Below are 23,616 nucleotides of genomic sequence, written 5' to 3'. Positions count from 1 at the left end.
TTCATGTTAGCGCCACTGACCGATTATAAAGATAAAATCACCCTTATCCGTGATAGTAGTATTCAGTTTCTGGATTTTGGTTTTACGCTACCACAGCGCAAAGAATATGGTGAGTTTGTTAAAAAAGGCGAAAACGGCCCGTTAATGCGACTCATCTATAATGAACGAGACGATAACTACCTCTATCCTGCACCTAAAAATCAGCCTCAAATACCGAGAGAAGCTGAATTTAGTTTCTCCCTTGAAGAGTCATTAACGCTATTAAATGACACATGGTTACCAGTGCCATTTTTCCGTTTTAATCCACCACGCGCATTCTCTCAAGGCCCTGATAACTGGGTAAGAATGATGTTCCATCAATTGCCAGAGCCAGATGAAGATGGGCATACACACCGCGTTGTTGTGGCATTTGATACTCGAATAGAGCCAAATCGCACTAATACCGCTTATCTGGCACCAAACGAAGAAGATGTACGTTCTGGTGTTGCTTTTGCGTTGGCCTATTTGGGCTATGAAGTTGAAAACTTTCTTGAGACACCATGGATTGATGGTTGGTTAAAGGAAGTCTTTAGCGAAAGAGCGCTGACTGTAACCAAAATGTACCATGATGAACTGGATGAGGCGCTTAAAGAGTTTCAACATCAGGCACATTATCTCAATTTACTTAATATATTAGGTGAGAAACTACGCTTACCTGAGATCAAAATTAACGAAACCAAACCACAAGAGCCTGCAATTGAAGTTGACCTTATTCTTGATGTGGGTAACTCACGCACCTGTGGGATCTTAATTGAAGATCATATCAATGATAACAAAGGGTTAACGCAACTCTATGAAATGACGCTGCGTGATTTAAGCCACCCTTATCAAATCTATAACGAACCATTTGAAAGCCGTATTGAATTTGCGCAAGCTGAATTTGGTAAACAAGATTTTTCAGTTAATAGTGGTCGCAACAATGCCTTTATGTGGCCCACTATTGGTCGCGTTGGCCCAGAAGCCAATCGCATGGCGGCACAACGCTTAGGTACTGAAGGTTCAACAGGTATTTCAAGCCCTAAACGCTATTTATGGGATGATTCGCCATATTCTCCAGGTTGGCGCTTTAGCCGCTCTTTTGGTCAAACAGACAGAGAGCCACTAGCGACTGCTGTTCCTATGACATACCTTCTAAACGATCATGGTGAACCATTATTTCGTTTAGAGCCGGATGATCGCATGCCGGTATTTACACCAAACTATACCCGCAGTTCATTAATGACCATGATGTTAACCGAAGTGTTAGCGCAGGCATTAACACAAATGAACAGCCCAGCTCAACGCCTTAAAATGAGTCATGCAAGCGCACCTCGTCAACTGCGCAATATCATTTTAACTATTCCACCTGCGATGCCAAAACCAGAGCGCGCCATTTTTGAAACGTGCATGGAAAACGCATTAGGGCTAATTTGGAAAGCAATGAATTGGGATCCCACTGACGAAAAACTGCGCTTTGATGGTAAAGATGAACAATGTCGTATACCAATGCCAAACATCCATGTGAAATGGGATGAAGCCACTTGTGGTCAGTTAGTTTACCTTTACAACGAAACACAAATTAAATTTGGTGAGCGTACTGAAGCCTTTTTTGCCAGCCAAGTACGTGAAGATAATCGCGCATTAACTGGTGATAGCACATTAAAGATTGCCTCAATTGATATTGGTGGCGGAACCACCGATCTCGTGATCACACGCTATAAACTAGATACTGGTACCGGTAGTAACGTCAAAATTATTCCAACACAGTTATTTCGTGAAGGATTCAAAATTGCAGGTGATGATATTTTATTAGATATCATCCAAATCTGTGTATTGCCAGCATTACGCACCGCATTAACGGATGCGGGTATTTCTGATGCCGATGCTCTGATGTCTTCTCTTTTTGGGAGTGAAGGTTTAGATGCGGGGCAACAAGTGTTACGCCAACAGCTTACCCTACAAATCTTCAATCCGATTGGATTGAAGATTTTAAGTCAATACGAAAACTACGATCCATTAGTGCCTCATGAAGGCATTAACAGTACGTTTGGTGAATTACTTAACGTTCAACCGACAGAGCATGTACGTCGTTATATTGATGATGCAACCAATAAAGAGCTCGGTGGTGGCGAGAGCTTCTCTATTTTAAATGTACCTGTACAAATTAACTTTGCGCAATTGCACGCTGAATTTATTTCAGGTGAACGTATCAATATCACCCGTAGTTTAAAAGCACTGTGTGAAGTGCTTTATTACTACTCCTGTGATGTTTTACTGCTGACAGGTCGCCCTTCTCGTTTACCGGGTATTCAAGCACTATTAAAAGTATTACAACCTGTACCACCTTCTCGTATTCTGCCATTACACGGTTACAAAACAGGTGGCTGGTATCCATTCAACAAAAAAGGCCGTATTGACGATCCAAAATCAACTGCGGCAGTCGGTGCAATGTTGTGTTTAATGGCTGAAAATGCACGTTTGCTCAACTTCTACTTCTCGACAGGTAACTTTAAAACTTACTCAACAGTACGCTATTTAGGGATGTTGGATAATAACAACACTATTTCCGATAATGACGTCTACTACCGTGATATTCAGGATAAATTTGAACCTGATCCTGATACCTATTTTGAAGTCAGAGGCGGGATCCGCTTAGGTTTCCGTCAATTAGATAATGCCCGTTGGCCTGCATCTCCACTTTATACCTTACGCATTAAAAGTCCGAAATTGGCACAACAACTTAGCCAAGAAGACAGCGTATTGCATATCAAACTTGGAGAAGAAAGAGGTGCCTCTGGCCATAATGATAACAATAAATCTGAAAAATTACGGATTGAAGAAATGGAGCTGATTAACGGCAAAGGTGGCGTTAATAAAAACGGTTTAAGCTTCAAACTCAATACGTTAGCAGATAGTGGTATTGGTGAAACATCCTATTGGCTGGATAGCGGGAGTGTATTAGGTAAATGAATATGATGGATGAAAAACAGTTAACAGCCAAATGGGATGCCATTTATCAAGGTGCAGGCAAAGCCATTGATTGGATAAGTGCGGTAAGAGGTAATGCGCCTCGTTTAAATACAGAAGCAGATAGCCTTATCTATCGTCTGCGCCGTAGCCGTAATATGGCGAAAAACCTCAGTTTAGCGACACAACGTCCAATGTCTGTGGGCTTTTTTGGGCTATCACAGGCAGGAAAATCATACCTGATTTCAGCGCTTGCTGCTGGGCAAGAGGGGCGTCTAAGAACCAGTATGTCAGGTAAAACGCTTGATTTTATCGACCATATCAACCCACCGGGTAGCGGTAAAGAAGCCACTGGCTTAGTCACTCGCTTTAGTCGCAACGCCACAAAAGGTACACAAACGTTTCCTGTCGAACTGCATCTTTTCAGCGAAATTGAGATCGTTAAAATTCTCGCCAATGCTTACCTGTATGACTTTAATCAGGAAAAAATTGATTTTGAATTAGATGACGAGAAAATTTCTCGTTTAATCAATTCATTAAGCACACAACGCAGTGCGACACCTGTTGCGGGTATTACTCATGATGATGTTGTTTCATTGTGGGATTATCTTCAACGCCATGCGGAAAAAAGCCAAAAAAAATTGGCGACATCCTATTGGCCTAAAGCGATTGAATTAGCGCCTTATCTCAGCATTGCGCAACGCGCTAAACTCTTTTCTGTTTTATGGGGCGATATTGCAGAGCTGACATCCGCTTATCAGCGTTTTAGCACCACACTGGCTACTTTAGGTCATGCATCTCTTGTTTTGGCTCCGCTCTCTTCTTTAGTCAAAGAGCAAGACGGCGTGTTAGTACAAGAAGACAGTATTATGAACGTAGATATGTTAGAGCGTCTTAATACTGCCAATGATAGCCAGATCAACATTTGTCCTGTTCATGGTGATCGTATTGATGCCCCTGTTACCCTTTCGTTAGCAGAGTTAACTGCGCTGACCGTTGAACTCGTTGTCCCGTTATTAGATGCACCAAGTAAAGCCTTGTTTGAACACGTTGAATTGCTCGATTTTCCGGGTTATCGCGGACGTTTAGGGGTTGAAACTATGGATGATGTTCGTCGTCAGGTAAATAATGACAGTGCAAATCCACTGGCTCAGCTTATTTTACGAGGTAAAGTTGCCTATCTGTTTGAGCGTTATACCGATAACCAAGAGATGAATGTGTTGGTGGTGTGTACTGCGTCTAATAAACAGTCTGACGTCAAAGAGGTCGGTGGTGTACTCACAGAGTGGATACATAATACCCAAGGTAAAGATGCTCAAACTCGTGCCAAACGCCCTTCTGGTTTAATTTGGGCAATGACTATGTTTGATACACGTATTAATAACGCTTTAACCATGAATGAAGCGTTATTACGCCAATCATGGGGTAAAGGGGGCATGATCAAAATGGCGATGTTAGAGCGCTTTGGTCAATACCCTTGGATGTCAGATTGGATGAATGGAAATGCCTTTAATAACACCTTCTTGGTGCGTAAACCGGGTATGCCTACTCCGTTTATTCAAATCAGTAATGGCAAAGAGAGTGTGCTCAATGAGGACAGCGTTTCACAATTACATCTGATGAAAAAAACCTTTGCTGAAGACGAAACTGTCCAACGCTATATTCGTGAGCCTGACCAAGCATGGGATGCCATGTTGTCGCTCAACGATGGGGGTATGCAACGCCTTGCCGATTACCTTGAAACGGTTGCATTAAAATCACTAAAACTTGAACGTATCAGCGAGCAATTGCAAGAAATTCAACGTGATTTAATCGGTCATCATCTTGAAAAATGGTATCAATCAGGTGGTGAAGAAGAGCTCCAAATCAAACGTCGTAATGCCACCACTATTTTACGCTTTATGCAAAGTCGCCCTTATCTACAAGGTGCCTTGCTAGATTATCTTCTGCCTTCTCGTAAATCACTCTACGACCTGTATATGCAGGAAAAAGAGGTTATCGATACGCTTTCAGAGAACAAAAAAGCGACTCAGGCTCCAATTTCGGCCTTTGCAGCGATGGAGCAACCAACTTTCGATCTCTTTAGCGATGCGCCAATTTCGCTAGAGCCAGAAGAAGATAAAGCCCCTAAAGGTCACGGCAACGAGGTTACCTATCCTAAAAAAGTGATGGCCTTATGGATAAATCATCTGCGTAGCCTACCTGATAACAGTACGTTGTTAACCTATTTAGGCATTGACCAAGAAATTATGGTGCTATTAGTGGATGAGCTTATCACAGCGATTAATCGCCTTGGTGTTGAACAACGCATGTTGAAAACGCTTGCCGGGACTGAAGCCATTGCCCGTCGTGATGACTTAGCTGAACAGCAATCATCTCGTGTTTATAATGTATTGGGTGATTTTATTACTTGGTTCAACTTCAAAGATGACGGTGTTGAGAAGCCTGATAGCAAAATTAATGTCGGTCATAAAATCTTTGAAAAACCGGATAACACTAGCGTGCAATGGGGTGAGGATGAGCGTTTAGTCCGCTTACCTACCAACCCCGTTAACTATACCCTTTTATTTGTGATTGATTGGCTTATCGCTTTATCAGCAGTTATTACTGAGAATGCGGGGCATTCTGCGGGCAGAGAGATCAGTGCTGAACAAAACGCACTATTAGGCCAAATCATTCACACAATGAAATCATCCGTCGTGGAGTCATAATTCGTGTTTATTCCAGAATTAAAACCCGTACAACCAGCTCGTCCCGGCTTTGCGGTATTAAGTATTCGTAATTGGGAAGGTGACGCTTCCCCTGTTTATTTAAGCATTCAGCGTAACCAAGATCGCTATTTCTTAAATGATAAAGGGGAATGGGTAGGTAATGCCTTTTTCCACCAGCTGTCTCTTGAAGATGCTGATGACGGTTATCAAATCGTTCTTGATAAAACGTTGGTTGATCCCCTCGTTAGCAACTTACAAATGGCGTATCAATTTACGTTAAAAGATGATAATGAAACACAAGATATCGGGCGATTACGCATTCGTGATGGTGTATTAGCCTCACAAGCTCAAGGTCAAAGTGAAGCATTAAAATCAACGGCTACATTAGATAATCAGCCTGTTCCGCCTGCGCCCATTGCTGAAACATCCCCCGCACCAGAACCTGAACCACTCAAAATACCTGAGCCAGAGCCTATTATCCCTGAAATCAAAGTAGATGAACCGCCACAGCGTCCAATACCACCGGCACCGAAAAAATCAAAAATCGGCTTAATTTTCGCGATTATTTTGATCTTAATTTTAGCGGGTATCTTAACGTGGTTCTTCTTACTAAGGGGTAATCCTGCTGGCGAGCCTGCGCCACAGCCAACACCAGAACCCACAACACCTAGTGTCTGCAGTGTTGAAAACATGAAATCGGGTACCGCATTAACCTTTGTACAAAGTTGCATACAGAGCCAACCAGATAGCAAAACTATCCTTGCAACGATCTCACTCGCAAAACAGAACAATCAATGTGATGTTGCTCAGCGTTTATATGCTTATAAAGCACAATCAGGTGATGTTGAGATCGCACTAAATTACGCTCGTGAATACGATCCAGAAACCGCGTCAACACAAGGCTGCTTTAGTGCAGATAAAGAAACGGCCATTTATTGGTACGAAACGGTTCTCAATCATGATCCACAAAACAGTGACGCAAAAGCGCGTCTTGAAGCTTTAAAAAAATAGGAAAGTCGCATGAAAAAGGCGCATTGGCTTACGCTTATTCTCAGTGGTTTAATTCTAACAGCGCCAGCAAGTGCTGAAGAGAAAAAGCCACTATTACAAGAGGGTAAAAAGACCCTCTATCAACGTGTATTAACTTACCCGGGTTGCCAAATCGCTGACACTATTGGCGCAAAAGGTAAAGAGCAACCTGCATTTAGCCGTTTTTATGTTTATCAACGCCAAAAACAGGGCGCTAATGAGTGGTTACAAGTTGGCCCTGATAGCTTAGGTCATATTAGTGGCTGGATGAATGCAAGTTGTACCTCAGAATGGAAAATGCAGTTAACACTCGCATTTACTAACCCTGCGGGTCGTAACCCAATGCTATTTTTCAAAGATAAGCAAACGGTTGAAAGCTTACTTGAAAGCCCAACGCCTGAAAAACAGTACAAACCCTTTTTAGCAGATATCAAAAACCAAAAAGTCAATCCGGCTATTTTAGCAAAAGAGCCTGATTATATGATTGATCAGAAAAGTAATTTCTATCTACTGCCTGTATTAGGATCGGATGAAGTCTTTACTGATGCGGGCTATAAAGTGCGACTGCTCAATGTGGCTTCTGTTTCTTCACAAACTAAAGACAGCAAAGACGCACAGAATGCAACTGCAAACAGTACAAAACCAGCGACACCGAATAGCAAAGATGCTGACAATATGATGCAAGGTTTTTCTGCCGCAGTGGTGTTTGTTATCGACTCAACAATATCCATGGATCCTTATATTGATAGAACCAAACAAGCGATCCAAAAGGTTTATGCACAAGTCGAAAAAGACAATATGTTGGATAAGGTAAAATTTGGTTTAGTGGCGTTTCGCTCTAATATCAAAGCCGTACCAGCATTGGAATACGACAGCAAGATGTTTGTAAATCCCAATGATGTAAAAGATGGCCCTGATTTTCTGAATAAAGTTAAAGAATTACGCCAAGCTAAAGTCTCAAGTAGCCGTTTTGATGAAGATGCTTATGCTGGCGTAATGCAAGCCCTTGATGATGTTGATTGGACACGCTTTGGTGCGCGTTACGTCATTTTAATCACTGATGCAGGTGCATTAACAGGAGATGATCCTCTTTCATCAACTAAGCTCGATGCGGAACAAATTCGCCAAGAAGCGGCTTATCGCGGTGTTGCACTTTATACACTGCATTTAAAAACGCCATCAGGTGCAAAAAATCACGCTTCTGCACAAACGCAATATGAAGCATTAACGCTTAATCCGTTCTTACACAAATCACTTTACTACCCTATCAACTCAGGGGATGTAAATAGTTTTGGTCGCATGGTAGACAGTCTGGCAACCGCTGTCACCACTCAAATTCAAACGGCTTATCGTGGCGAAGCCACTGTGGGAAGTGCATTAAATGCTGATCCTACTTATGGCAAAGATAAAGAGACAGACACCTTACTTAGTGATGCACACGATTTAGGCTATGCCATGCGTTTAGCTTATTTAGGTGAAAAACAAGGTACAAAAGCGCCTCCAGTCTTTCAAGCATGGATAAGTGATCGGGACTTATTACAGCAAAATATCCCAACCACAGAAGTACAGGTTTTATTGACGAAAAGTGAGTTAAGCGATTTAAGTGATGTCATGAAAAAAATCGTGAATGCGGCTAATGAAGGTTTGATCTCGCCTGACAATATGTTTGCGGATTTACGCTCAATCGCTGCCACAATGGGTAACGATCCAAATCAAATCAAACAAGGTTCAGCAACCAAGTTAGGTGAAATGGGATTATTAGGTGAATACATTGAAAATCTCCCTTACTTAAGTGAAGTCCTTGGCTTAGATGAAGAGACATGGAAAAGCTGGGATGGGCTAGAGCAAGAGAAATTTATCCGTCGTCTCAATACCAAGTTGCAATACTACCAACGTTATAATGAAGATGTTGATCGTTGGATATCCCTTGCACCACAAAGCGATCCTCGCGATCACGTTTATCCTGTTCCACTGGAAAACTTGCCTTAATGATCCAGATTGAAGGCATGGCAATTACGCGTGGTGATGCGCAACATGGTTTTCGTGTTGCGCTTCCTTCATTGACCCTTGAAAAAGGAGAAATCTGCGCGTTAACTGGGTTAAGTGGTTGTGGTAAAAGTACCTTACTAGAAATGATAGGGCTAATCTTACGTCCAGATGAATTAGCGCATTTCCAACTCGGTGATAATATCATTATCACCCAAGCGGTATTGCATAATGAGCAGACTCAACTCGCATCATTGCGTGCTAAGAACTTGGGTTTTATGCTCCAAAGTGGTGGGTTACTTCCCTTTTTAACCGTCATACAAAATATTCAATTACCTCGTAAGATGCTGGGGTTAACCCAACACTCCGCTTGGCTTGATCACGCTATTGAGCATCTACAGTTACGTCCTTTACTTGATCGTTTTCCTCGCCAGCTCTCTATTGGTGAACGTCAACGTGCTGCTTTTATTCGCGCAATTGCCCATGAGCCCGCTTTACTGCTTGCCGATGAGCCCACAGCTGCTCTTGATCCTCATAATGCACAAGCGTTATATGCATTGATTGTGGAGATGGTAAAACAACTCGATATCTCTGCGCTGGTTGTTAGTCACGACTGGTCTTTAGTCGAGCGTTTTGAATTTAGCCACTATCATGCACAACTACAAGGGGGCGGTAGTGTCTTTCTCAAACAATAATATCCATCCCAATCGCCTCGGCTTACTCAGCTCACTCGCTTGGCGTGACTTAATTTATGATCGCAAAGTTGCGCTCTGTATTGTGTTCTCTTTAGTCTCAGTGATTGCGCCACTGTTACTGCTGTTTGGGCTAAAAAACGGCATTGTGACGCAACTTCACAACCAACTGCTAAATGATCCTCGTAACCTTGAAATACGGATGTTAGGCAATGGTAATTATCCACAAAGCTGGTTTGATGAAATTGCGCAAAAAGAAGAAGTCCGTTTTGTTATCCCATTAACACGTAGCTTAAACACACAAGCCGATATTGTGATTGATGGACAGCATTTTATTGATAACGCTGAAATTATCCCAACGGCAGAAAACGATCCTTTATTAACAGATGTGACTATTCCCAAAAATGCGGACACCTTAGTGCTCTCTGCCAATGCGGCACAAAAACTACAGGCGAATGTAGGCGATAGTGTGCGCTTATTTATCAGCCGTAAGCTTAATGGCGTTAATGAACGAGCCAAACGTACCTTTACTATCGGTGGCATTATCAGTGATAGTAAATTTCCAAGAGCAGCGGCTTTTGTTTCTCTTGATGTTTTAGTGGCAATGGAAGATTACCGAGATGGTTATCAAGCACCTCTTTTTGGCGTCACACAAGGCATCGAAGCGAAATCAAGAACCCAGTTTGCCAAAGCTCGCCTTTATGCAAAAAATTTAGATGCCATTGCACCACTAGATGATTGGTTTAGACAACAACACATTGATGTGATGACACAAAAAAGCCAAATAGAGTCTGTAAAAGCTATCAGCTACGTCCTTAACGTTATCTTTTCCGTCATTGCTTGGGTATCACTATTAGGCTGTATTGCCTCATTAATTGGTGCATTCCTTGCCAATATTGACCGTAAACGTAAAGACATGGCAGTACTACGCCTATTAGGTTTTCGTCAATTTGCCGTCTCTTTATATATTGTGTTGCAAGCGCTGTTATTAACCAGTGTTGCCTTTATTTTAGCCCTTGGGCTTTACGGCATCGGTAGCACCTTATTTACCACATTATTAGGCACACATTTACCTGAACAAGCCTTTGTCTGTCAGTTAACATTTTGGGATTTATTAATCGCTATGTGCAGTGCCTTGCTTGTGGCCTTACTCGTGGCAAGTATTGGCGCATTACGTGCCGTTTCGATTGAACCTGCGGAGAGCTTACGTGAAATTTAATTTATCGCTTCTAACTTTATCATTCGCGCTGTTATCTAGCAGTTTTACCGCATCTGCCAAATGGGACGATAAATTCGTTAACCCAAAAGCGTTGCCTGATGATGTGATCTTGCCTTTCCCTTGTGAAGGTTCCATGGTGTTTCGCCAAGTCACCATCCCCTTAAGCCAGCCATTACAAGATTACAGTATCACCCTGGGGCAAGAAGGTGATGAATGGGGTTATTTAGAACAATCACGAGCAGAACATATTGCGGGTAGCTTTCCATTAAAAGGTAAAGAAAAAGGTCGTTACTACCTTATGGCAAAATACCCTGTTACCGATCTGCAATATAACGCCATGCAGAGCGTGATTAATGGTAAAGAGTGCCCTGTTGCTTCAAATAAATTACGTTTACCAAAAGTGAATATCAGTTGGTACGAAGCGATGCAATTTGCAGATCAATATAACCAATGGTTAAGAAGCAAACATCCCGAAGCACTCCCTGTTGAAGATGGCGCAAAAGGTTTTGCTCGATTACCAACAGAAACGGAGTGGGAATTTGCCGCCCGCGGCGGTTTAAAAGTCTCAGCTTCAGAATTTCGTGACATACGTTTCCCAATGCCAGAAGGTACCAAAAACTATATTTGGTCAGCAGGTAGCCAATCTGCTAATGGCTCATTACAACTCACCGGTTTGTTATCACCCAATCCTCTAGGCTTACATGACATGTTGGGTAATGTCGCTGAAATGATGTTTGAGCCTTTTAGGCTCAATAAACTCGACCGCTTACATGGACAAGCTGGTGGCTTTATTGTGCGCGGTGGTAGTTATCTCACCCCAGAAAGCGATATGCGAAGTTCGTGGCGTCAAGAAGAGCCTTATTACACCAATACTGGTGCCAATAAAAACAAATACACTGGCTTTCGTTTAGCTATTGTCGCCCCAGCATTAACATCACGTGACAAAATCAAAGAGATAGAAAAAGAGTGGCAACAATTAGGTAATGAAAAGCCGACAAATAGTAAATCAAAAAACAATAGTGATAACTCCATTAATAGCCTAAATACGCTCTCGACCCAAGTACAAGATGAAGCACTGAAAAAACAGTTAGCTGAATTGAAAAATACATTACGAGCAAATGCACAACTGCGAGATGAGCAACGTGACCAAGCTATCCGTACTTCACTGCAATTAGGCGCTTTTTTATGTACCAAATTAAAAGATGATGGCGAGTTCTACGACCGATTAATCGCATTACATGAAAAAAATTGTCCTGTAGGCACAAAAGATGCCACTTGTGAACGACGTCAAGAACAAGTCAACGAACATAAGAAAACCCTCGACTTTGTTGTGAGCTATTACGCTGACACCTTAGTGGATATGGCAACAACATACGACGCCTCGTTAGTAAAACCTCAAGTTGAAGTGGTACGCCAATTGATGGAGGCCAGAGGTAAATCAAATTTAAATACGTACCTTTCAACGTATATGCAAGGACTTCAAGGATATTGGGCTAACGGTAAAGTTTCACGGAATGAATGGCTTGAAGCGTGCAAAAAACAATAACAGAGACTTGGGATAATAGGTGTGGTATGAACAAACAATTTATGGCAACACTTGGCATTAGTGCTTTACTTGCCCTATCAGGATGCCAAAGTAATAAAGGGGCAGATCCTCGTTTAACAAATAATAGCGATATGGAGTTTTTCAGCAAATCCGGTATCACGGCTTGTGCCGGTGGTGCGGCAATCGGTGCCTTAGGCTGTCTCGTCTCAAACTCAAGCAATAAGGGCGCATGTATGCTTATTGCTGCTGTCGCGGGCTGTGGCGTCGGGATTGGTGCAAATGCCTATTTAGATAATAAACGTCAAAATTATGCTTCTAAAGAAGAGATGCTCAATTCCATGATTGCTGATATTCAAAAAGAAAATCAGCACTTACAAAGCGCCTCTAACACCGCAAAAGCCGTTATTGCTGATGATAAAAAAGCGATTGCAAAAATTCAGCAAGATATGAAACAGCAACGTTTAAATAAAGAAGCGGCTGAGAAACAACTGAAAGGCGTTGATGCCAATATCGCAGCATTGCGTTCTCGCTTAGCCGATATGAAAAAACGTGAAGCCGAATGGCGAGATATCGCCACTCAAAGCCGTCAAGATGGTCTAAAAACGGCACAACTTGATAAACAAATTGATGGGATGAAGCAACAAGTTGCCTCTTTACAAGAAGAACTTGATAGCCTTTATACTCAACGTACAGCAATAAAACTTAGTTAACGTTAAAAAGGATGATAATGAAACTTTTACCTCTTTCCCTTGTTGGCATAAGCTTACTATTAAGCGGTTGTGTCACCAATCCCGCGGATTGCGATCCAACAACCGGTGATGTTAGTATAATTACTAAGTTTAACTGTAATTATTCAGGGACTTACGACAATCGCATTGAGCAAAAACAAGCTATTTTAGCAAATGAGAAAGCATTAAATACGGAGTTTAAAGCCGTTTTTGCTGCTATCGAGAAAGAAAAGCAACAAACCAACGCCTCTCTCAAAAGTAAACAAGCTAGCCAACAAGCATTAAACCAATCAATGAATAATCTGTTAAATCAAATTCGCCAAAAAACGAAAGGGCAAAATGATATTCAAAAACAGATCAATGAAATTGACAAGCAAATGAAAGCGGCACAAAACAATCCATCAAAATCAGTGATGGAAAAACAGCTTGAGTTAGAAAATTTACAAAATCAAGTCATTAACCTGCAAAGTGATTTAGGCCTTAAATAAACCTAAAAAGGCTCTCTATTATTATTTAGAGAGCCTTTTTCTTTATTTTAATTATTATTTTTTATTTATATAGTAATTCATATCACATTTAAATTATTATTTATTTAATATTCATTGAAATTAATACACATCTTTAATAAAACAACCGTATTTAAATTAGCGTGCTATTTTTTATTCCATTAAAAATAAACTCATCATTATAATCCCCTCGCTTAATAACACATTATTATTTAAATTATGGGATATGACTAATGAAAACAAAATTACTATCAACTTTATTTATAACTGGTCTATTGGCTACTTCTTCTGTTTATGCCCAAAACGACTTTAAATTAGATAAAACCACACTTTCAGCGGGTTATGCACAAATCAAAATGGCAGGTCAAGATCCAATACACGGTGGTGTTTTTTCTATTCGTCAAGAAGTTAATTCACAATTTGGTGTTTTAGCAACAGCAACTTATGCCCAAAATGAATATGATTTAAATAAGCCTGTTAATACTTTTTTTAAAGACGTAACTGTGCGTTATTACTCTGTTATGGCTGGCCCCACAGTACGTTTAAATGATTTTGTTAGTGTTTATGGTACGGCAGGTATGAGCCAAGTTCAGTTTAAATCCGACGATTCAGAATTAAAAAAAGTAAAGAAAAATGCATTTAGTTGGGGTGCAGGTTTAATTATTAACCCAGCAGAAATGGTTTCTATTTCTCTTGGATATGAAAATAGCCGTTTTAAATTTAAAAATACCGATAATCGAATTATCTTAGATGGTTTCATTGCTAATATCGGTTATCGTTTTTAATTAAACTTAAGCACATATTATTTTATAGTATGTGCTTTTTCTTTTTTTAATTATTAAATTTACTATTCTTATGATAAAAATATTATTATTCTTTACATTACTCTTTACTTCTTTCACTTATGCTAAAAGTGATCGTACATTATATTCTATTGGTTATGCTTATATTAAAGTAAAAGATTTACCCACAGCGAATGGGATTAATATGAGAATTCAAGCATTACCTCAAGCTAATAAAAAAATCTCTATACAACTTGCAGGAACGTTATCTCATCAACCATTATCAGATAATCGTCGATTACGCTATGCTTCTATCACCTTAGGCCCCGCTTATGCTCTAACACCGTTTATTGATCTCTATACTACAATTGGTGCCAGTGGCATAAGTTATCAAACAAAAGAAAATATAAATAAAGATAATTCATCTAAATCTGTCAGTTGGGGAACAGGTATCACATTTACATCATCACAAAATATTACACTGACTTTAGGCTATGAAGGCAGTTACTTTAAAATAGAAGGGAAAAGTTATCCAAGTTATGCACTTATCAGCAATATTGGTTATCGGTTTTGATTTCTACGGTGACAAAAATAAAAACGCCTCTGCTTTATAACAAACAGAGGCAAAATCATGCAAAAGACCCACACCAGGGAATAACACAGACATCAATCATCTAAACCACATTCCAAATCATTTCATTAAATCTTGATACGTTCCCAATTGATAACCTCGTTCAATAATCGCTTGTTTTAACGTCATATCTGTTAATACTTCAAGTTCCGTTAAGCGCTGGAAACAATAACCACTCGCTCGTAATGGATTATCCACAAAAGCGGGGTGTGTCATCACTTCAATAGAATGCTCATGACGCGCTTTCGATTCATCAAGCACCTTTAAAAATAATGCTTGTGTGATTTCATCTCCATAAAATTGGCTATCAAAACCATCACTACTTATCACACCCTCAGTATTAATCCCTTCTTTATGTGCAAACAGTCTATCAACGCGTATTGGTAGCGATTTTTCTCTGGCGAACTCCGCTACAATGGGAAAAATTTGCTTAAACATATGTACATGATGGTGGCTATCAATATGGTCTGGCTCACGACCAAAGATCTCAATAAAACGCTGATATTGTGCTTTAAGTTCAACACGAATTTCATCAAGCGGTAAACTACCCTCTTCTGCCATTTGCCATACCCATTTCCCCAGTACACCTTCACGCGTTAAAGAAGGTAAAGGAGACAGCGGTTTACCCATCGTCAATGTAAAATGAAGTCCAACACCTAATCCAGGCAACTCATGACACAATTGTGCTGCATGTTTAATTCCTTCAGCATTGACAAGTGCCGTTGTTGAACTAACCACTCCATGACGAAAACACTCTGCAATGCCGTAGTTTTGGCCTTTACTCAGTCCAAAATCATCTGCATTCACAATTAATAAACCAGCCATTTTGTCTCCTTATTACTTATTTTTATCTACCAACAATTAATGAGCGGCTTTTTCTAACTCAGCAATTGCTTTAGCAAAATTAGGGAGATGCGCTTTATGCGCTAATAACATTTCGCGCGTAAGCACTTCTGAATCTTTATCGGAAAGTACTAACGGCGTTAAGTTCATTGCTAATAAAGCATCATTTAATTCACCACTAATAGCCGCTTTGCTGGCCGCGATTTCAAAGGCTTTGATGGTATGAATTAATCCCATCACTTTTTCATCAAAATGCGTTAAACGTGGATGAGGTTTAGCACCATCACGCCCTAAAATAGCAGTCACTTCAATTGACCAATCTGCTGGAATATTATCGATATGACCATGATGAGGAATATTCACATAATGCTCAGCTTGTTTATCATTATAAATAGCATTAATCACTTCACAGGCGGCATCCGAATAATAGGCCCCTCCACGTAATTCCAACTCTTTCGGTTTGATATTTAAATCAGGATCTTTGTACAATTCAAACAGTTGCTTTTCGACTTTTTGTACTACTTTAGCGCGCGCCCCACCTTTATAGTATTCACCCATTTCAATAGCTAACATCTCTTTTTGCTTGAAGTAATACAGTAAATAAGAGCATGGCAACAGATTAAGAGAGCGGATCAATCCCTCACTAAAGGGTAGGTCAAAAATGTTCTTCACCGAGCCCGCAGTTAATGTGCCTGAAGCCACACCGTCTAATAATTCAGGAAAACGAGATTGGCCATTTACAATAACGTCTTTAATAAACACCATGTGATTTAAGCCAAATAAATCAATGGAAAGTTCATCTTTATCCGTTAACTTCAACACATCTGTAATAAACATCTTCATACCAATTGGAATATTACAAACCCCAATAAACTTCTTAAAATTGGTATGACGATAAACAGCTTCTGTTACCATGCCTGCTGGATTTGTAAAGTTGATGATCCACGCATTAGGGCAAATCTCTTCAACATCCTTAATAATATCGAAAATAACAGGAATAGTGCGTAAGCCTTTAAATAACCCACCTGCACCATTAGTTTCTTGTCCTAAATAGCCATGACTTAACGGAATAGATTCATCAAGTTCTCTTGCTTTCAATTGACCAACACGTAACTGTGTTGTGACAAAATTCGCCTCTTTTAATGCTTCACGACGATCAAGCGTTTTATAGATGGCTAAAGGAATACCCGCCTTTTTTACCATGCGCTGGCAAAGCTCAAAAATAATATCGAGCTTCTCTTTTCCTTCTTCTACATCCACTAACCATAATTCAGTGATCGGCAGTTCATGATAACGTTTAATAAAACCTTCTAATAATTCAGGTGTATAACTGCTTCCACCGCCAATGGTAACTACTTTTAATTTATGACTCATAAAACACTCCCATACAGCGTAATAATGCTGCTATTTGTGTATTAATGGCAAAATTAAGGCGTAAAGAACCATGAAGAAAATAAGCTTATTTTCTTCTTTCTCTCTTATTTCAATAAAATTAATCTTTATTGTTGATTAATTTATTACGCCTAATAATGAATTAGTTTGTTTCTTTAATACTACATAAATTTTTCCGATAACTATTTGGGGTTAGCGAAGTTATTTTCTTAAATGTCTTAATAAATAAACTAGGACTACTGTAACCCGCATCAAAGGCAATATCTGTTATCGAATAATTGGTAATTTCCAATTGCTTTTTCGCAAAATTAATTCGGATATCATGAATAATTTGCATTGGTGTTTTATCGTAATAACGCCGAGTTGCTCGGGTTAAATATTCTTGTGATTTCCCTGATAACATCACCATATTAACCAATGCATTTTCACCAAATTTTTGTTTGTCATGCATCTCGCTTATTGTGTCTCGCAACCATAAGGGAATATCGTCTTGCGTTCTATTTTCTCGATGGTGTCGTAATCTATTCACCACATTAAAGGTGACAATTTCAATAAATTCATTAAATTCGGTATGGCGGAAATTCAATGAGCCAATAACGGATTCAATATAGGAGAGAAACTCATTTTTTAATTCATAAACTTGTGAAGCGATAAAATAAGAAGGCAATAACGAGAGATAATGTTTATCAAAAAAGGCTTTACTAATTCCCACATTTAAAATACGTGTTGCACCAAAATCATAGAAGCTTTGGTGATGAGAGCCTATGGGAATAAAAACAAAATCTCCCCGCTCTAATAAAACCTTCTTACCATTAATCTCTTGATAATAACGCCCGGTTAAAACAATGGTGAATTCATAATAATCATGTTGATGCAGACCACTGACACTTTCTGTTTTATTATAAATAAAGACATGAAAATTTTTGCCATTAAATAGCTGATCTTCATAGACCATGCGTATTTCGCTTTGTGCTCTCAATGACTCCACCACGATATTCATCTTATTTTATCTTCTCATGTAACTCGATTAATTCTGTCACTAACTCTCTGGCTAACATCGATGTCATTAAATGATCTTGCGCGTGAACTAAGACCAAGCTGACTTTCGTTTTTCCGACACCTTGGTCATCACCAATTAAACGTGTCTGTATTTTATGTGCTTCATTTAATGCTTCGCGAGATTGTTCCATTAATTTTCTAGCGCCTTCAAAATCACCCTCTTTGGCTTTCTTTAATGCGCCATAAGCCACACTACGAGCTTGTCCTGAGTTAATGATAAGCCCCATGATGATCTCTTCAAATTCATCTTCCGTAGCACTGCTATCAACTGCATTTTCAATATCTAACATGGTATATCCTCTTTGACTCTAGAAAGTGCAGAGCAAGCTCTGCACTTCTTTTCTATAACTTAAAATTTCAATGCATTGGCAATATCTTCTTCACTCTCTTCTTTCTCAATTTCAGTTTGTGCTTTGTTTGAGATGATGACGAAAGGAAGATAAATCAGTGTTGCTACACCCAAGTTAAACAGTGCTAATAACAGTGCTGCGATACTGCCGTTAGTGTTAAAGAATGCACCTAACCCCGTTGGCATCGTCCATGGCGCTATATTTGTTACCGGTGGGATTATCCCTAAGTAATAAGCTGTCACAGTAATTGAGGCAAGAATAGGCTGAATAAGAATAAAGGGAATAAACATCACTGGGTTCATGATAATAGGCAAACCAAAAATAATCGGTTCGTTAATTTGGAATAAACCCGCTGGTAATGCCAGTTTTGCCACTTGACGATGATCTGCGCGACGAGATGCGATAAAGATAGCCAAGATCAGCCCCAGCGTTGCCCCTGTGCCCCCTAAGAAGATAAAGGAGTCTAACATCGGTTTGGCCCAGAGATGGAATGTCTTACCTGCCGCTAATGCCGCTTCAACAGAACCGTACTCTGTGTAAATCGCAATATTCTCTAATGCCCATGGTGTCATAATGCCACTATCAAGCGCTGTCAGCGCCAGTGAGCCATGAATACCAAAGAACCATAACAATGATGTGAAGATAACATACGCCCAACCCACTACTGAGCCTAATGAGGCTAAAGGCGTTGAGATAGAGTCTAAAATAACTTGGTGGAAATGTGTCTCATAATGTCCTAATCCCCACGAAACAATTCCCATAACAGATAAGATAATAAAACCAGGGATTAAGGCTGAGAATGAACGTGAAACAGAAACGGGTACGCTATCAGGTAAGCGGATCACCCAATTACGGCGCACAATAAAGGTGAACATTTCAGCAACAACAAGACCGATAATAATACCTGAAATAACATTCGCGCCCCCTAACCAGTTGGCGCCAACAGCATACGCCCCACCAGCATTATAAGGTGTGACGGTCATAAACGCAGCGATAGAGAGTAACCCAGCAGCGATAGGATCGACCTTACGCTCTTCAGCTAATCCCATACCGATAAAAAAAGGTGTCATTAATGACATGATACCCAATGTACCATTATAGACATTCCCCCCGATGGCTTTAAAACCATTGAGCGTTTCTATTGTTGATGCATCAAGGCGGATACCTAAAGAATAAAAGAAGGAGCCTTCACCAAAACTAAGAAAAACGTTATTGATAAGTACAAACATTGCCCCTGCAAGGGTTAACGGCATTAAACGAATAAAACCATTTTTAATCGCATTAACGTGAGGTTGCTTTCCAATTTTAACCGCAAAAGGAAGGAGTACCTTTTCAAGTGAACCAATAAACTTACTCATAGAAAAATACCCTTAAAATGCCGCTAATTGCTCGGCTTGCTGAAAAATTCGCTCTTTGACTGGAATAGAAATAATAAAAAAATAAAAAATAGAATTAATTTGTTGTTGCAGATGCTTTTTTAATAGAGGCGACAGCGGCTTTTAACACACCTAAGCCATCTACTTTTCCGTATAACAAAGAATCGATCACTTCGACCGGTTTATTAGGGAGTAATTTTTGGATATCAGGCAACATCCAACTAATTTGTGGACCAAGTAAAATTAGATCCGCATCCTGTCCTTTTTGTGCTGCTAAGGTTTCAGGAAATGCTTCAATAACCACAGGCACTTGATATTTTTCTGCTTGTGCTCGCATTTTGGTCACGAGAAGGGATGTTGACATGCCAGCAGAACAAAATAAGTAAATATATTTCTTTTGCATAAAACCCTCTTGAGTTGGCAACGATTTACCCTAGAGATAACAAGGCTTTCTCTTGTGCATTCATTACTGTGTCAGTACAGAAACCGAAGTAAGATTAAAATAAGGATTGTTTCTGCTTGAATGAAGTATACGCAATGATACTGGCTAACGATATTTCTTAGTGGTTAAGAATTGTCTCTCCTTGACCTACTCTTTTGACACTCTTCACAAATTGAGCAAATAATCTTAAGAGTTCTTTCACGTCACAAAATTTGTTCTTTATTTTCCTTTAATGATCTCTCACAAAGTTTCGCCATTTTAGTCAAGTTAATTCTTTATTATTATGAGAATGTGAATTAGTATCATTACTCTTTATGTCTTTAATGGTATTATCGTCTTCTTTGTGGATCGACCTTTAAGCCACCGCTGTAAAGATCCGTGTTATTTCGTGTTGCAACAATATGGGAAAGAGAATGTTTAAAAAGTCATTAAGCCCACTGTTTTTACTGCTTTCTTCACTTGTTATCGCAGGTTGTGATAACGCTCAAGACACATCAACAGCACAATCAGCGGAGAAACAAACTCTCACGATTGAACATTTCCAAGGGACAACTGAAATCCCTGCACACCCGCAAAAAGTGGTTGTGATGAATATGGAAACCCTTGATATTATTGATGCATTAGGTGTTCCTATTGTTGGTCTTCCACAAACGAATGTTCATTTACCAAAATTTTTAGAGAAATACACCAATCCGAACGACTATATCAATGAAGGTGCATTATTTGAACCGAACTATGAGAAGCTCAGCACAACAGCACCTGATTTAATTTTAAGTGGTAGTCGTGCTCGTGATGCGTATTCTAAATTAAGTGAAATTGCACCCGCGATTTCAATGGATATCGATCCTAAGCGTTTCGTTGAAAGCCTAGCTGAACGCACAACAACATTAGGTCAAATTTTTGGCAAAGAAGAACAAGCTAAAAAACTACTGGCTGATTTCAATAGCAAAATTGATACCGTAAAAACCAAAACACCAGACGCAGGTAAAGCAATGGTGGTTTTAGTCAGTGGTGGTAAAATTTCTGCTTATGGCCCAAGCTCACGCTTTGGCTTTATTTATGATGTATTAGGTTTTGAACCGGCTTATGTTTTTGATAGCCCTGGCTCACACGGCAATATCGTGAACTCTGAATTACTGCTAAAACTTAATCCAGACTGGCTGTTTGTTATTGACCGTGACGCAGCTATTGGCCGTGAAGATTCACAACCTGCTAAACAAGTTCTTGATAATGCACTAGTTAGAAAAGTAAATGCTTGGAACAAAGACCAAGTTATCTATCTTGATGCAAGTTCCATTTATATCTCCGGCGGGATCCAAACTTACTCTCGTTTAATGGATACAATTAATCAGGCCTTGGATCAAAAAAATAAAGTAACTGAATGAAAACGTTCCATTTATCATTGGGGATAGGGGTTATCGCTATCCTCTCAATGATCAGTCTATTCGTCGGCGCAGGAGATATTACTCCTGCTTCGCTTTTTACTGATCCCGATATGCGCGATATCTTCTTTATCAGCCGTGTTCCAAGAACTCTATCATTATTACTCGCTGGTGGTGCCATTAGTGTTGCAGGATTAATTATGCAACTGCTCACCCAAAACCGCTTTGTCGAACCTTCTCTTGCTGGAACAACGCAATCTGCAAGTCTTGGATTATTAGTCGTCATGCTGCTCTTTCCAGCAGCAGGCATCTTCACCAAAATGATGGTCGCAACTGTTTTCGCCCTTCTTGGTACGTTGTTGTTTATGTTGCTTCTGCAAAAGATCACTTTAAAAACAACACTGATAGTTCCTTTAGTCGGCATTATGCTCAGTGCAGTTATTGGCGCACTCACCATTTTCTTAGCGGTGTACTTCGATTTACTGCAATCATTAGATGCATGGACAAGTGGCGATTTCTCAAGTGTGTTACAAGGCCGTTATGAGCTGTTATGGCTTGTGGGTGCGCTGGCAATCATGGCGTGTTGGGTTGCAGATAGTTTTACTGTTGCCGGAATGGGGCGAGAATTCTCCATTAACGTGGGGCTGAATTACCGCAAAGTAATGATAATAGGATTATCGATTATTGCGCTTATTAGTGGTGTTGTGGTTTCTGTTGTGGGTGCATTGCCTTTCCTTGGTTTAATTGTGCCCAATTTGGTGAGCTTAATAATGGGGGATAATATTCGTAAAACTATCCCTTGGGTTTGCTTAAGTGGTGGGGCGATTGTTTTACTGTGTGATGTGATTGGACGCCTTATTCGCTATCCATTTGAAATTCCTGCCAGCGTTATTTTAGGCGCTGTGGGTGCTATTATTTTCCTTTTCTTACTACTAAAGCAGCAACGTTATGCAAAAAGTTAATTCATCCATAATTAGCAAATGTACTGGCGCTGTCGAACATAAGAAAACACGCCTCTCACCTATGTCTCGTATCTGGTTATTATTAGGGGCATCGTTATTAGCTATTGTGCTATTTATGACGATAAATCTAAACGGCAATATCTCTTATATTCTGACTCACCGAGCTTATATTATTCTTACGATGATTGTGGTAGCTTTTGCCGCAGGTGTCTCCACGATATTGTTTCAAACTATTGCCAATAACCGTATTTTGACCCCATCACTTATGGGGTTAGAAGCCCTGTTTGTGTTGTTACAAACCGTGTTTGTTTTCTTTGAAGGTGATATGCCTGCCTCGTGGATGCTAAACCTATCAAAGTTCTTCTTAGAATCAACATTACTCGTACTATTTTCCGTTGTACTCTACCGCTGGCTGTTTAGCTCTGTACGCTTTAACATCAATTTAGTCCTCATGATTGGGATTATTTTAGGAACTCTATTTCGTAGTTCAGCTACGCTATTACAACGCTTGATGGATCCTAATGAGTTTTCCATCTTACAAGGTCGCATGTTTGCCACCTTTACTCGTGCCACTCCTGATCTTATCTTTTGCTCTTTAGCCATTATTGTGGTTGTTGGTGTTTTACTTTGGCGTATGCGTTATAGCTTTGATGTAATGGCATTAGGACAAGCCAATGCCATTAACCTCGGTATTAATTACCGTAAACAGACCACTTATATTCTATTACTGATTTCTGTTTTAGTTGCCGTTTCTACCGCTTTAGTTGGCCCATTAACCTTCTTGGGTTTAATTGTAGCTAACCTGGCTTATCATATCAGTGGCAGTAGCCAGCACCGTTTCTTGATGCCCGTGGCCTTCCTACTGGGTACTATTGCCTTAATCGGTGGACAACTGGTTTTAGAATATGGCTTAAAAATGACAGGAACACTTTCTGTTGTGATTGAGTTTGTTGGTGGGATGTTCTTTATCTATTTGGTGTTAAGAAGACTTTAAT

At 39.9% G+C, this 23,616-nt stretch carries 20 protein-coding genes; 14 read left to right on the top strand and 6 right to left on the bottom strand.

Features of this window, described 5'->3' with window-relative positions; all coding sequences use genetic code 11:
• Window positions 1-3: 3 nt before the first annotated feature.
• The 11 genes from QSH13_RS09795 (at window position 4) to QSH13_RS09745 (ending at window position 14,758) form a co-directional block, all read left to right on the top strand.
• Window positions 4-2,988 (top strand): virulence factor SrfB, encoded by a 2,985-nt coding sequence (locus QSH13_RS09795; protein ID WP_109395958.1) that lies wholly within the window; start codon window positions 4-6, stop codon window positions 2,986-2,988.
• Window positions 2,985-5,696 carry a putative virulence factor gene (locus QSH13_RS09790; protein WP_286039095.1) on the top strand — a complete coding sequence of 904 codons (2,712 nt, stop codon included), beginning with the start codon at window positions 2,985-2,987 and terminating at the stop codon, window positions 5,694-5,696. The genes QSH13_RS09795 and QSH13_RS09790 overlap by 4 nt, the downstream gene beginning before the upstream one ends.
• Before the next feature lie 3 nt (window positions 5,697-5,699).
• The gene (locus QSH13_RS09785) at window positions 5,700-6,707 is read left to right on the top strand and encodes a hypothetical protein (RefSeq protein WP_109395960.1); all 1,008 of its coding nucleotides are present in this window, start codon (window positions 5,700-5,702) and stop codon (window positions 6,705-6,707) included.
• 9 nt (window positions 6,708-6,716) lie between these two features.
• Window positions 6,717-8,714, top strand: a complete 1,998-nt coding sequence (locus QSH13_RS09780; RefSeq protein WP_109406747.1) for a vWA domain-containing protein — start codon at window positions 6,717-6,719, stop codon at window positions 8,712-8,714.
• Window positions 8,714-9,406: an ABC transporter ATP-binding protein gene (locus tag QSH13_RS09775; RefSeq protein ID WP_109406746.1), complete on the top strand. Its 693-nt coding sequence runs from the start codon at window positions 8,714-8,716 to the stop codon at window positions 9,404-9,406. The genes QSH13_RS09780 and QSH13_RS09775 overlap by 1 nt, the downstream gene beginning before the upstream one ends.
• Complete coding sequence (locus tag QSH13_RS09770; protein WP_260619511.1) at window positions 9,387-10,622, top strand: ABC transporter permease; 1,236 nt, start codon at window positions 9,387-9,389, stop codon at window positions 10,620-10,622. The genes QSH13_RS09775 and QSH13_RS09770 overlap by 20 nt, the downstream gene beginning before the upstream one ends.
• Window positions 10,612-12,168: a formylglycine-generating enzyme family protein gene (locus tag QSH13_RS09765; RefSeq protein WP_286039096.1), complete on the top strand. Its 1,557-nt coding sequence runs from the start codon at window positions 10,612-10,614 to the stop codon at window positions 12,166-12,168. Before QSH13_RS09770 ends, QSH13_RS09765 begins: the two co-directional genes overlap by 11 nt.
• Before the next feature lie 26 nt (window positions 12,169-12,194).
• Window positions 12,195-12,878 (top strand): hypothetical protein, encoded by a 684-nt coding sequence (locus QSH13_RS09760; RefSeq protein ID WP_109395964.1) that lies wholly within the window; start codon window positions 12,195-12,197, stop codon window positions 12,876-12,878.
• 17 nt (window positions 12,879-12,895) lie between these two features.
• A complete protein-coding gene (locus QSH13_RS09755) occupies window positions 12,896-13,384 on the top strand; it encodes a hypothetical protein (protein ID WP_109395965.1) in 489 nt (162 codons plus the stop codon).
• A 251-nt stretch (window positions 13,385-13,635) separates the two neighbouring features.
• On the top strand, window positions 13,636-14,187 hold the full coding sequence (locus QSH13_RS09750; protein WP_109395966.1) for an Ail/Lom family outer membrane beta-barrel protein: 552 nt from the start codon (window positions 13,636-13,638) through the stop codon (window positions 14,185-14,187).
• A gap of 70 nt (window positions 14,188-14,257) precedes the next feature.
• The gene (locus QSH13_RS09745) at window positions 14,258-14,758 is read left to right on the top strand and encodes an outer membrane beta-barrel protein (protein WP_286039097.1); all 501 of its coding nucleotides are present in this window, start codon (window positions 14,258-14,260) and stop codon (window positions 14,756-14,758) included.
• Between the two features lie 117 nt (window positions 14,759-14,875).
• Here QSH13_RS09745 and chbG read toward each other — a convergent pair whose 3' ends face one another.
• The 6 genes from chbG to QSH13_RS09715 form a co-directional block, all read right to left on the bottom strand.
• Window positions 14,876-15,640, bottom strand: coding sequence for a chitin disaccharide deacetylase (gene chbG, locus QSH13_RS09740; protein ID WP_109395968.1), 765 nt, complete (start codon window positions 15,638-15,640; stop codon window positions 14,876-14,878).
• Window positions 15,641-15,676: 36 nt separating this feature from the next.
• Entirely contained in the window at window positions 15,677-17,032 is a 1,356-nt protein-coding gene (locus tag QSH13_RS09735; protein WP_286039098.1) for a 6-phospho-beta-glucosidase, read from the bottom strand.
• A 160-nt stretch (window positions 17,033-17,192) separates the two neighbouring features.
• Window positions 17,193-18,050 (bottom strand): transcriptional regulator ChbR, encoded by an 858-nt coding sequence (gene chbR, locus QSH13_RS09730; protein ID WP_261191319.1) that lies wholly within the window; start codon window positions 18,048-18,050, stop codon window positions 17,193-17,195.
• Window position 18,051: 1 nt separating this feature from the next.
• Window positions 18,052-18,399 carry a PTS N,N'-diacetylchitobiose transporter subunit IIA gene (gene chbA / locus QSH13_RS09725; RefSeq protein WP_109395970.1) on the bottom strand — a complete coding sequence of 116 codons (348 nt, stop codon included), beginning with the start codon at window positions 18,397-18,399 and terminating at the stop codon, window positions 18,052-18,054.
• Window positions 18,400-18,458: 59 nt separating this feature from the next.
• Window positions 18,459-19,817: a PTS N,N'-diacetylchitobiose transporter subunit IIC gene (gene chbC, locus QSH13_RS09720; RefSeq protein ID WP_286039099.1), complete on the bottom strand. Its 1,359-nt coding sequence runs from the start codon at window positions 19,815-19,817 to the stop codon at window positions 18,459-18,461.
• A 94-nt stretch (window positions 19,818-19,911) separates the two neighbouring features.
• A complete protein-coding gene (locus QSH13_RS09715) occupies window positions 19,912-20,238 on the bottom strand; it encodes a PTS sugar transporter subunit IIB (RefSeq protein ID WP_006534491.1) in 327 nt (108 codons plus the stop codon).
• A 452-nt stretch (window positions 20,239-20,690) separates the two neighbouring features.
• Between QSH13_RS09715 and QSH13_RS09710 the strand changes: the two genes are divergently transcribed.
• The 3 genes from QSH13_RS09710 to QSH13_RS09700 are packed head-to-tail and all read left to right on the top strand — an operon-like array spanning window position 20,691 to window position 23,615.
• Window positions 20,691-21,662, top strand: coding sequence for a siderophore ABC transporter substrate-binding protein (locus tag QSH13_RS09710; RefSeq protein ID WP_109395972.1), 972 nt, complete (start codon window positions 20,691-20,693; stop codon window positions 21,660-21,662).
• The gene (locus tag QSH13_RS09705; protein WP_109395973.1) at window positions 21,659-22,621 is read left to right on the top strand and encodes an ABC transporter permease; all 963 of its coding nucleotides are present in this window, start codon (window positions 21,659-21,661) and stop codon (window positions 22,619-22,621) included. The genes QSH13_RS09710 and QSH13_RS09705 overlap by 4 nt, the downstream gene beginning before the upstream one ends.
• A complete protein-coding gene (locus QSH13_RS09700) occupies window positions 22,608-23,615 on the top strand; it encodes an iron chelate uptake ABC transporter family permease subunit (protein WP_109395974.1) in 1,008 nt (335 codons plus the stop codon). Before QSH13_RS09705 ends, QSH13_RS09700 begins: the two co-directional genes overlap by 14 nt.
• Window position 23,616 lies beyond the last annotated feature (1 nt).

The organism is Proteus faecis (genome assembly GCF_030286765.1).
In the GTDB taxonomy this organism is placed as follows: Bacteria; Pseudomonadota; Gammaproteobacteria; order Enterobacterales; family Enterobacteriaceae; genus Proteus; species Proteus faecis.
This window is presented reverse-complemented; position numbering and strand designations above follow the sequence as displayed.

Excerpts from the sequence above, each read along its gene's own strand:
- QSH13_RS09795 (WP_109395958.1), top strand. The coding sequence starts at position 4 with ATGTTAGCGCCACTGACCGATTATAAAGATAAAATCACCCTTATCCGT.
- QSH13_RS09790 (WP_286039095.1), top strand. The coding sequence starts at position 2,985 with ATGAATATGATGGATGAAAAACAGTTAACAGCCAAATGGGATGCCATT.
- QSH13_RS09780 (WP_109406747.1), top strand. The coding sequence starts at position 6,717 with ATGAAAAAGGCGCATTGGCTTACGCTTATTCTCAGTGGTTTAATTCTA.
- QSH13_RS09775 (WP_109406746.1), top strand. The coding sequence starts at position 8,714 with ATGATCCAGATTGAAGGCATGGCAATTACGCGTGGTGATGCGCAACAT.
- QSH13_RS09760 (WP_109395964.1), top strand. The coding sequence starts at position 12,195 with ATGAACAAACAATTTATGGCAACACTTGGCATTAGTGCTTTACTTGCC.
- QSH13_RS09755 (WP_109395965.1), top strand. The coding sequence starts at position 12,896 with ATGAAACTTTTACCTCTTTCCCTTGTTGGCATAAGCTTACTATTAAGC.
- QSH13_RS09750 (WP_109395966.1), top strand. The coding sequence starts at position 13,636 with ATGAAAACAAAATTACTATCAACTTTATTTATAACTGGTCTATTGGCT.
- QSH13_RS09745 (WP_286039097.1), top strand. The coding sequence starts at position 14,258 with ATGATAAAAATATTATTATTCTTTACATTACTCTTTACTTCTTTCACT.
- chbG (WP_109395968.1), bottom strand. The coding sequence starts at position 15,640 with ATGGCTGGTTTATTAATTGTGAATGCAGATGATTTTGGACTGAGTAAA.
- QSH13_RS09735 (WP_286039098.1), bottom strand. The coding sequence starts at position 17,032 with ATGAGTCATAAATTAAAAGTAGTTACCATTGGCGGTGGAAGCAGTTAT.
- chbR (WP_261191319.1), bottom strand. The coding sequence starts at position 18,050 with ATGAATATCGTGGTGGAGTCATTGAGAGCACAAAGCGAAATACGCATG.
- chbA (WP_109395970.1), bottom strand. The coding sequence starts at position 18,399 with ATGTTAGATATTGAAAATGCAGTTGATAGCAGTGCTACGGAAGATGAA.
- chbC (WP_286039099.1), bottom strand. The coding sequence starts at position 19,817 with ATGAGTAAGTTTATTGGTTCACTTGAAAAGGTACTCCTTCCTTTTGCG.
- QSH13_RS09715 (WP_006534491.1), bottom strand. The coding sequence starts at position 20,238 with ATGCAAAAGAAATATATTTACTTATTTTGTTCTGCTGGCATGTCAACA.
- QSH13_RS09710 (WP_109395972.1), top strand. The coding sequence starts at position 20,691 with ATGTTTAAAAAGTCATTAAGCCCACTGTTTTTACTGCTTTCTTCACTT.
- QSH13_RS09705 (WP_109395973.1), top strand. The coding sequence starts at position 21,659 with ATGAAAACGTTCCATTTATCATTGGGGATAGGGGTTATCGCTATCCTC.
- QSH13_RS09700 (WP_109395974.1), top strand. The coding sequence starts at position 22,608 with ATGCAAAAAGTTAATTCATCCATAATTAGCAAATGTACTGGCGCTGTC.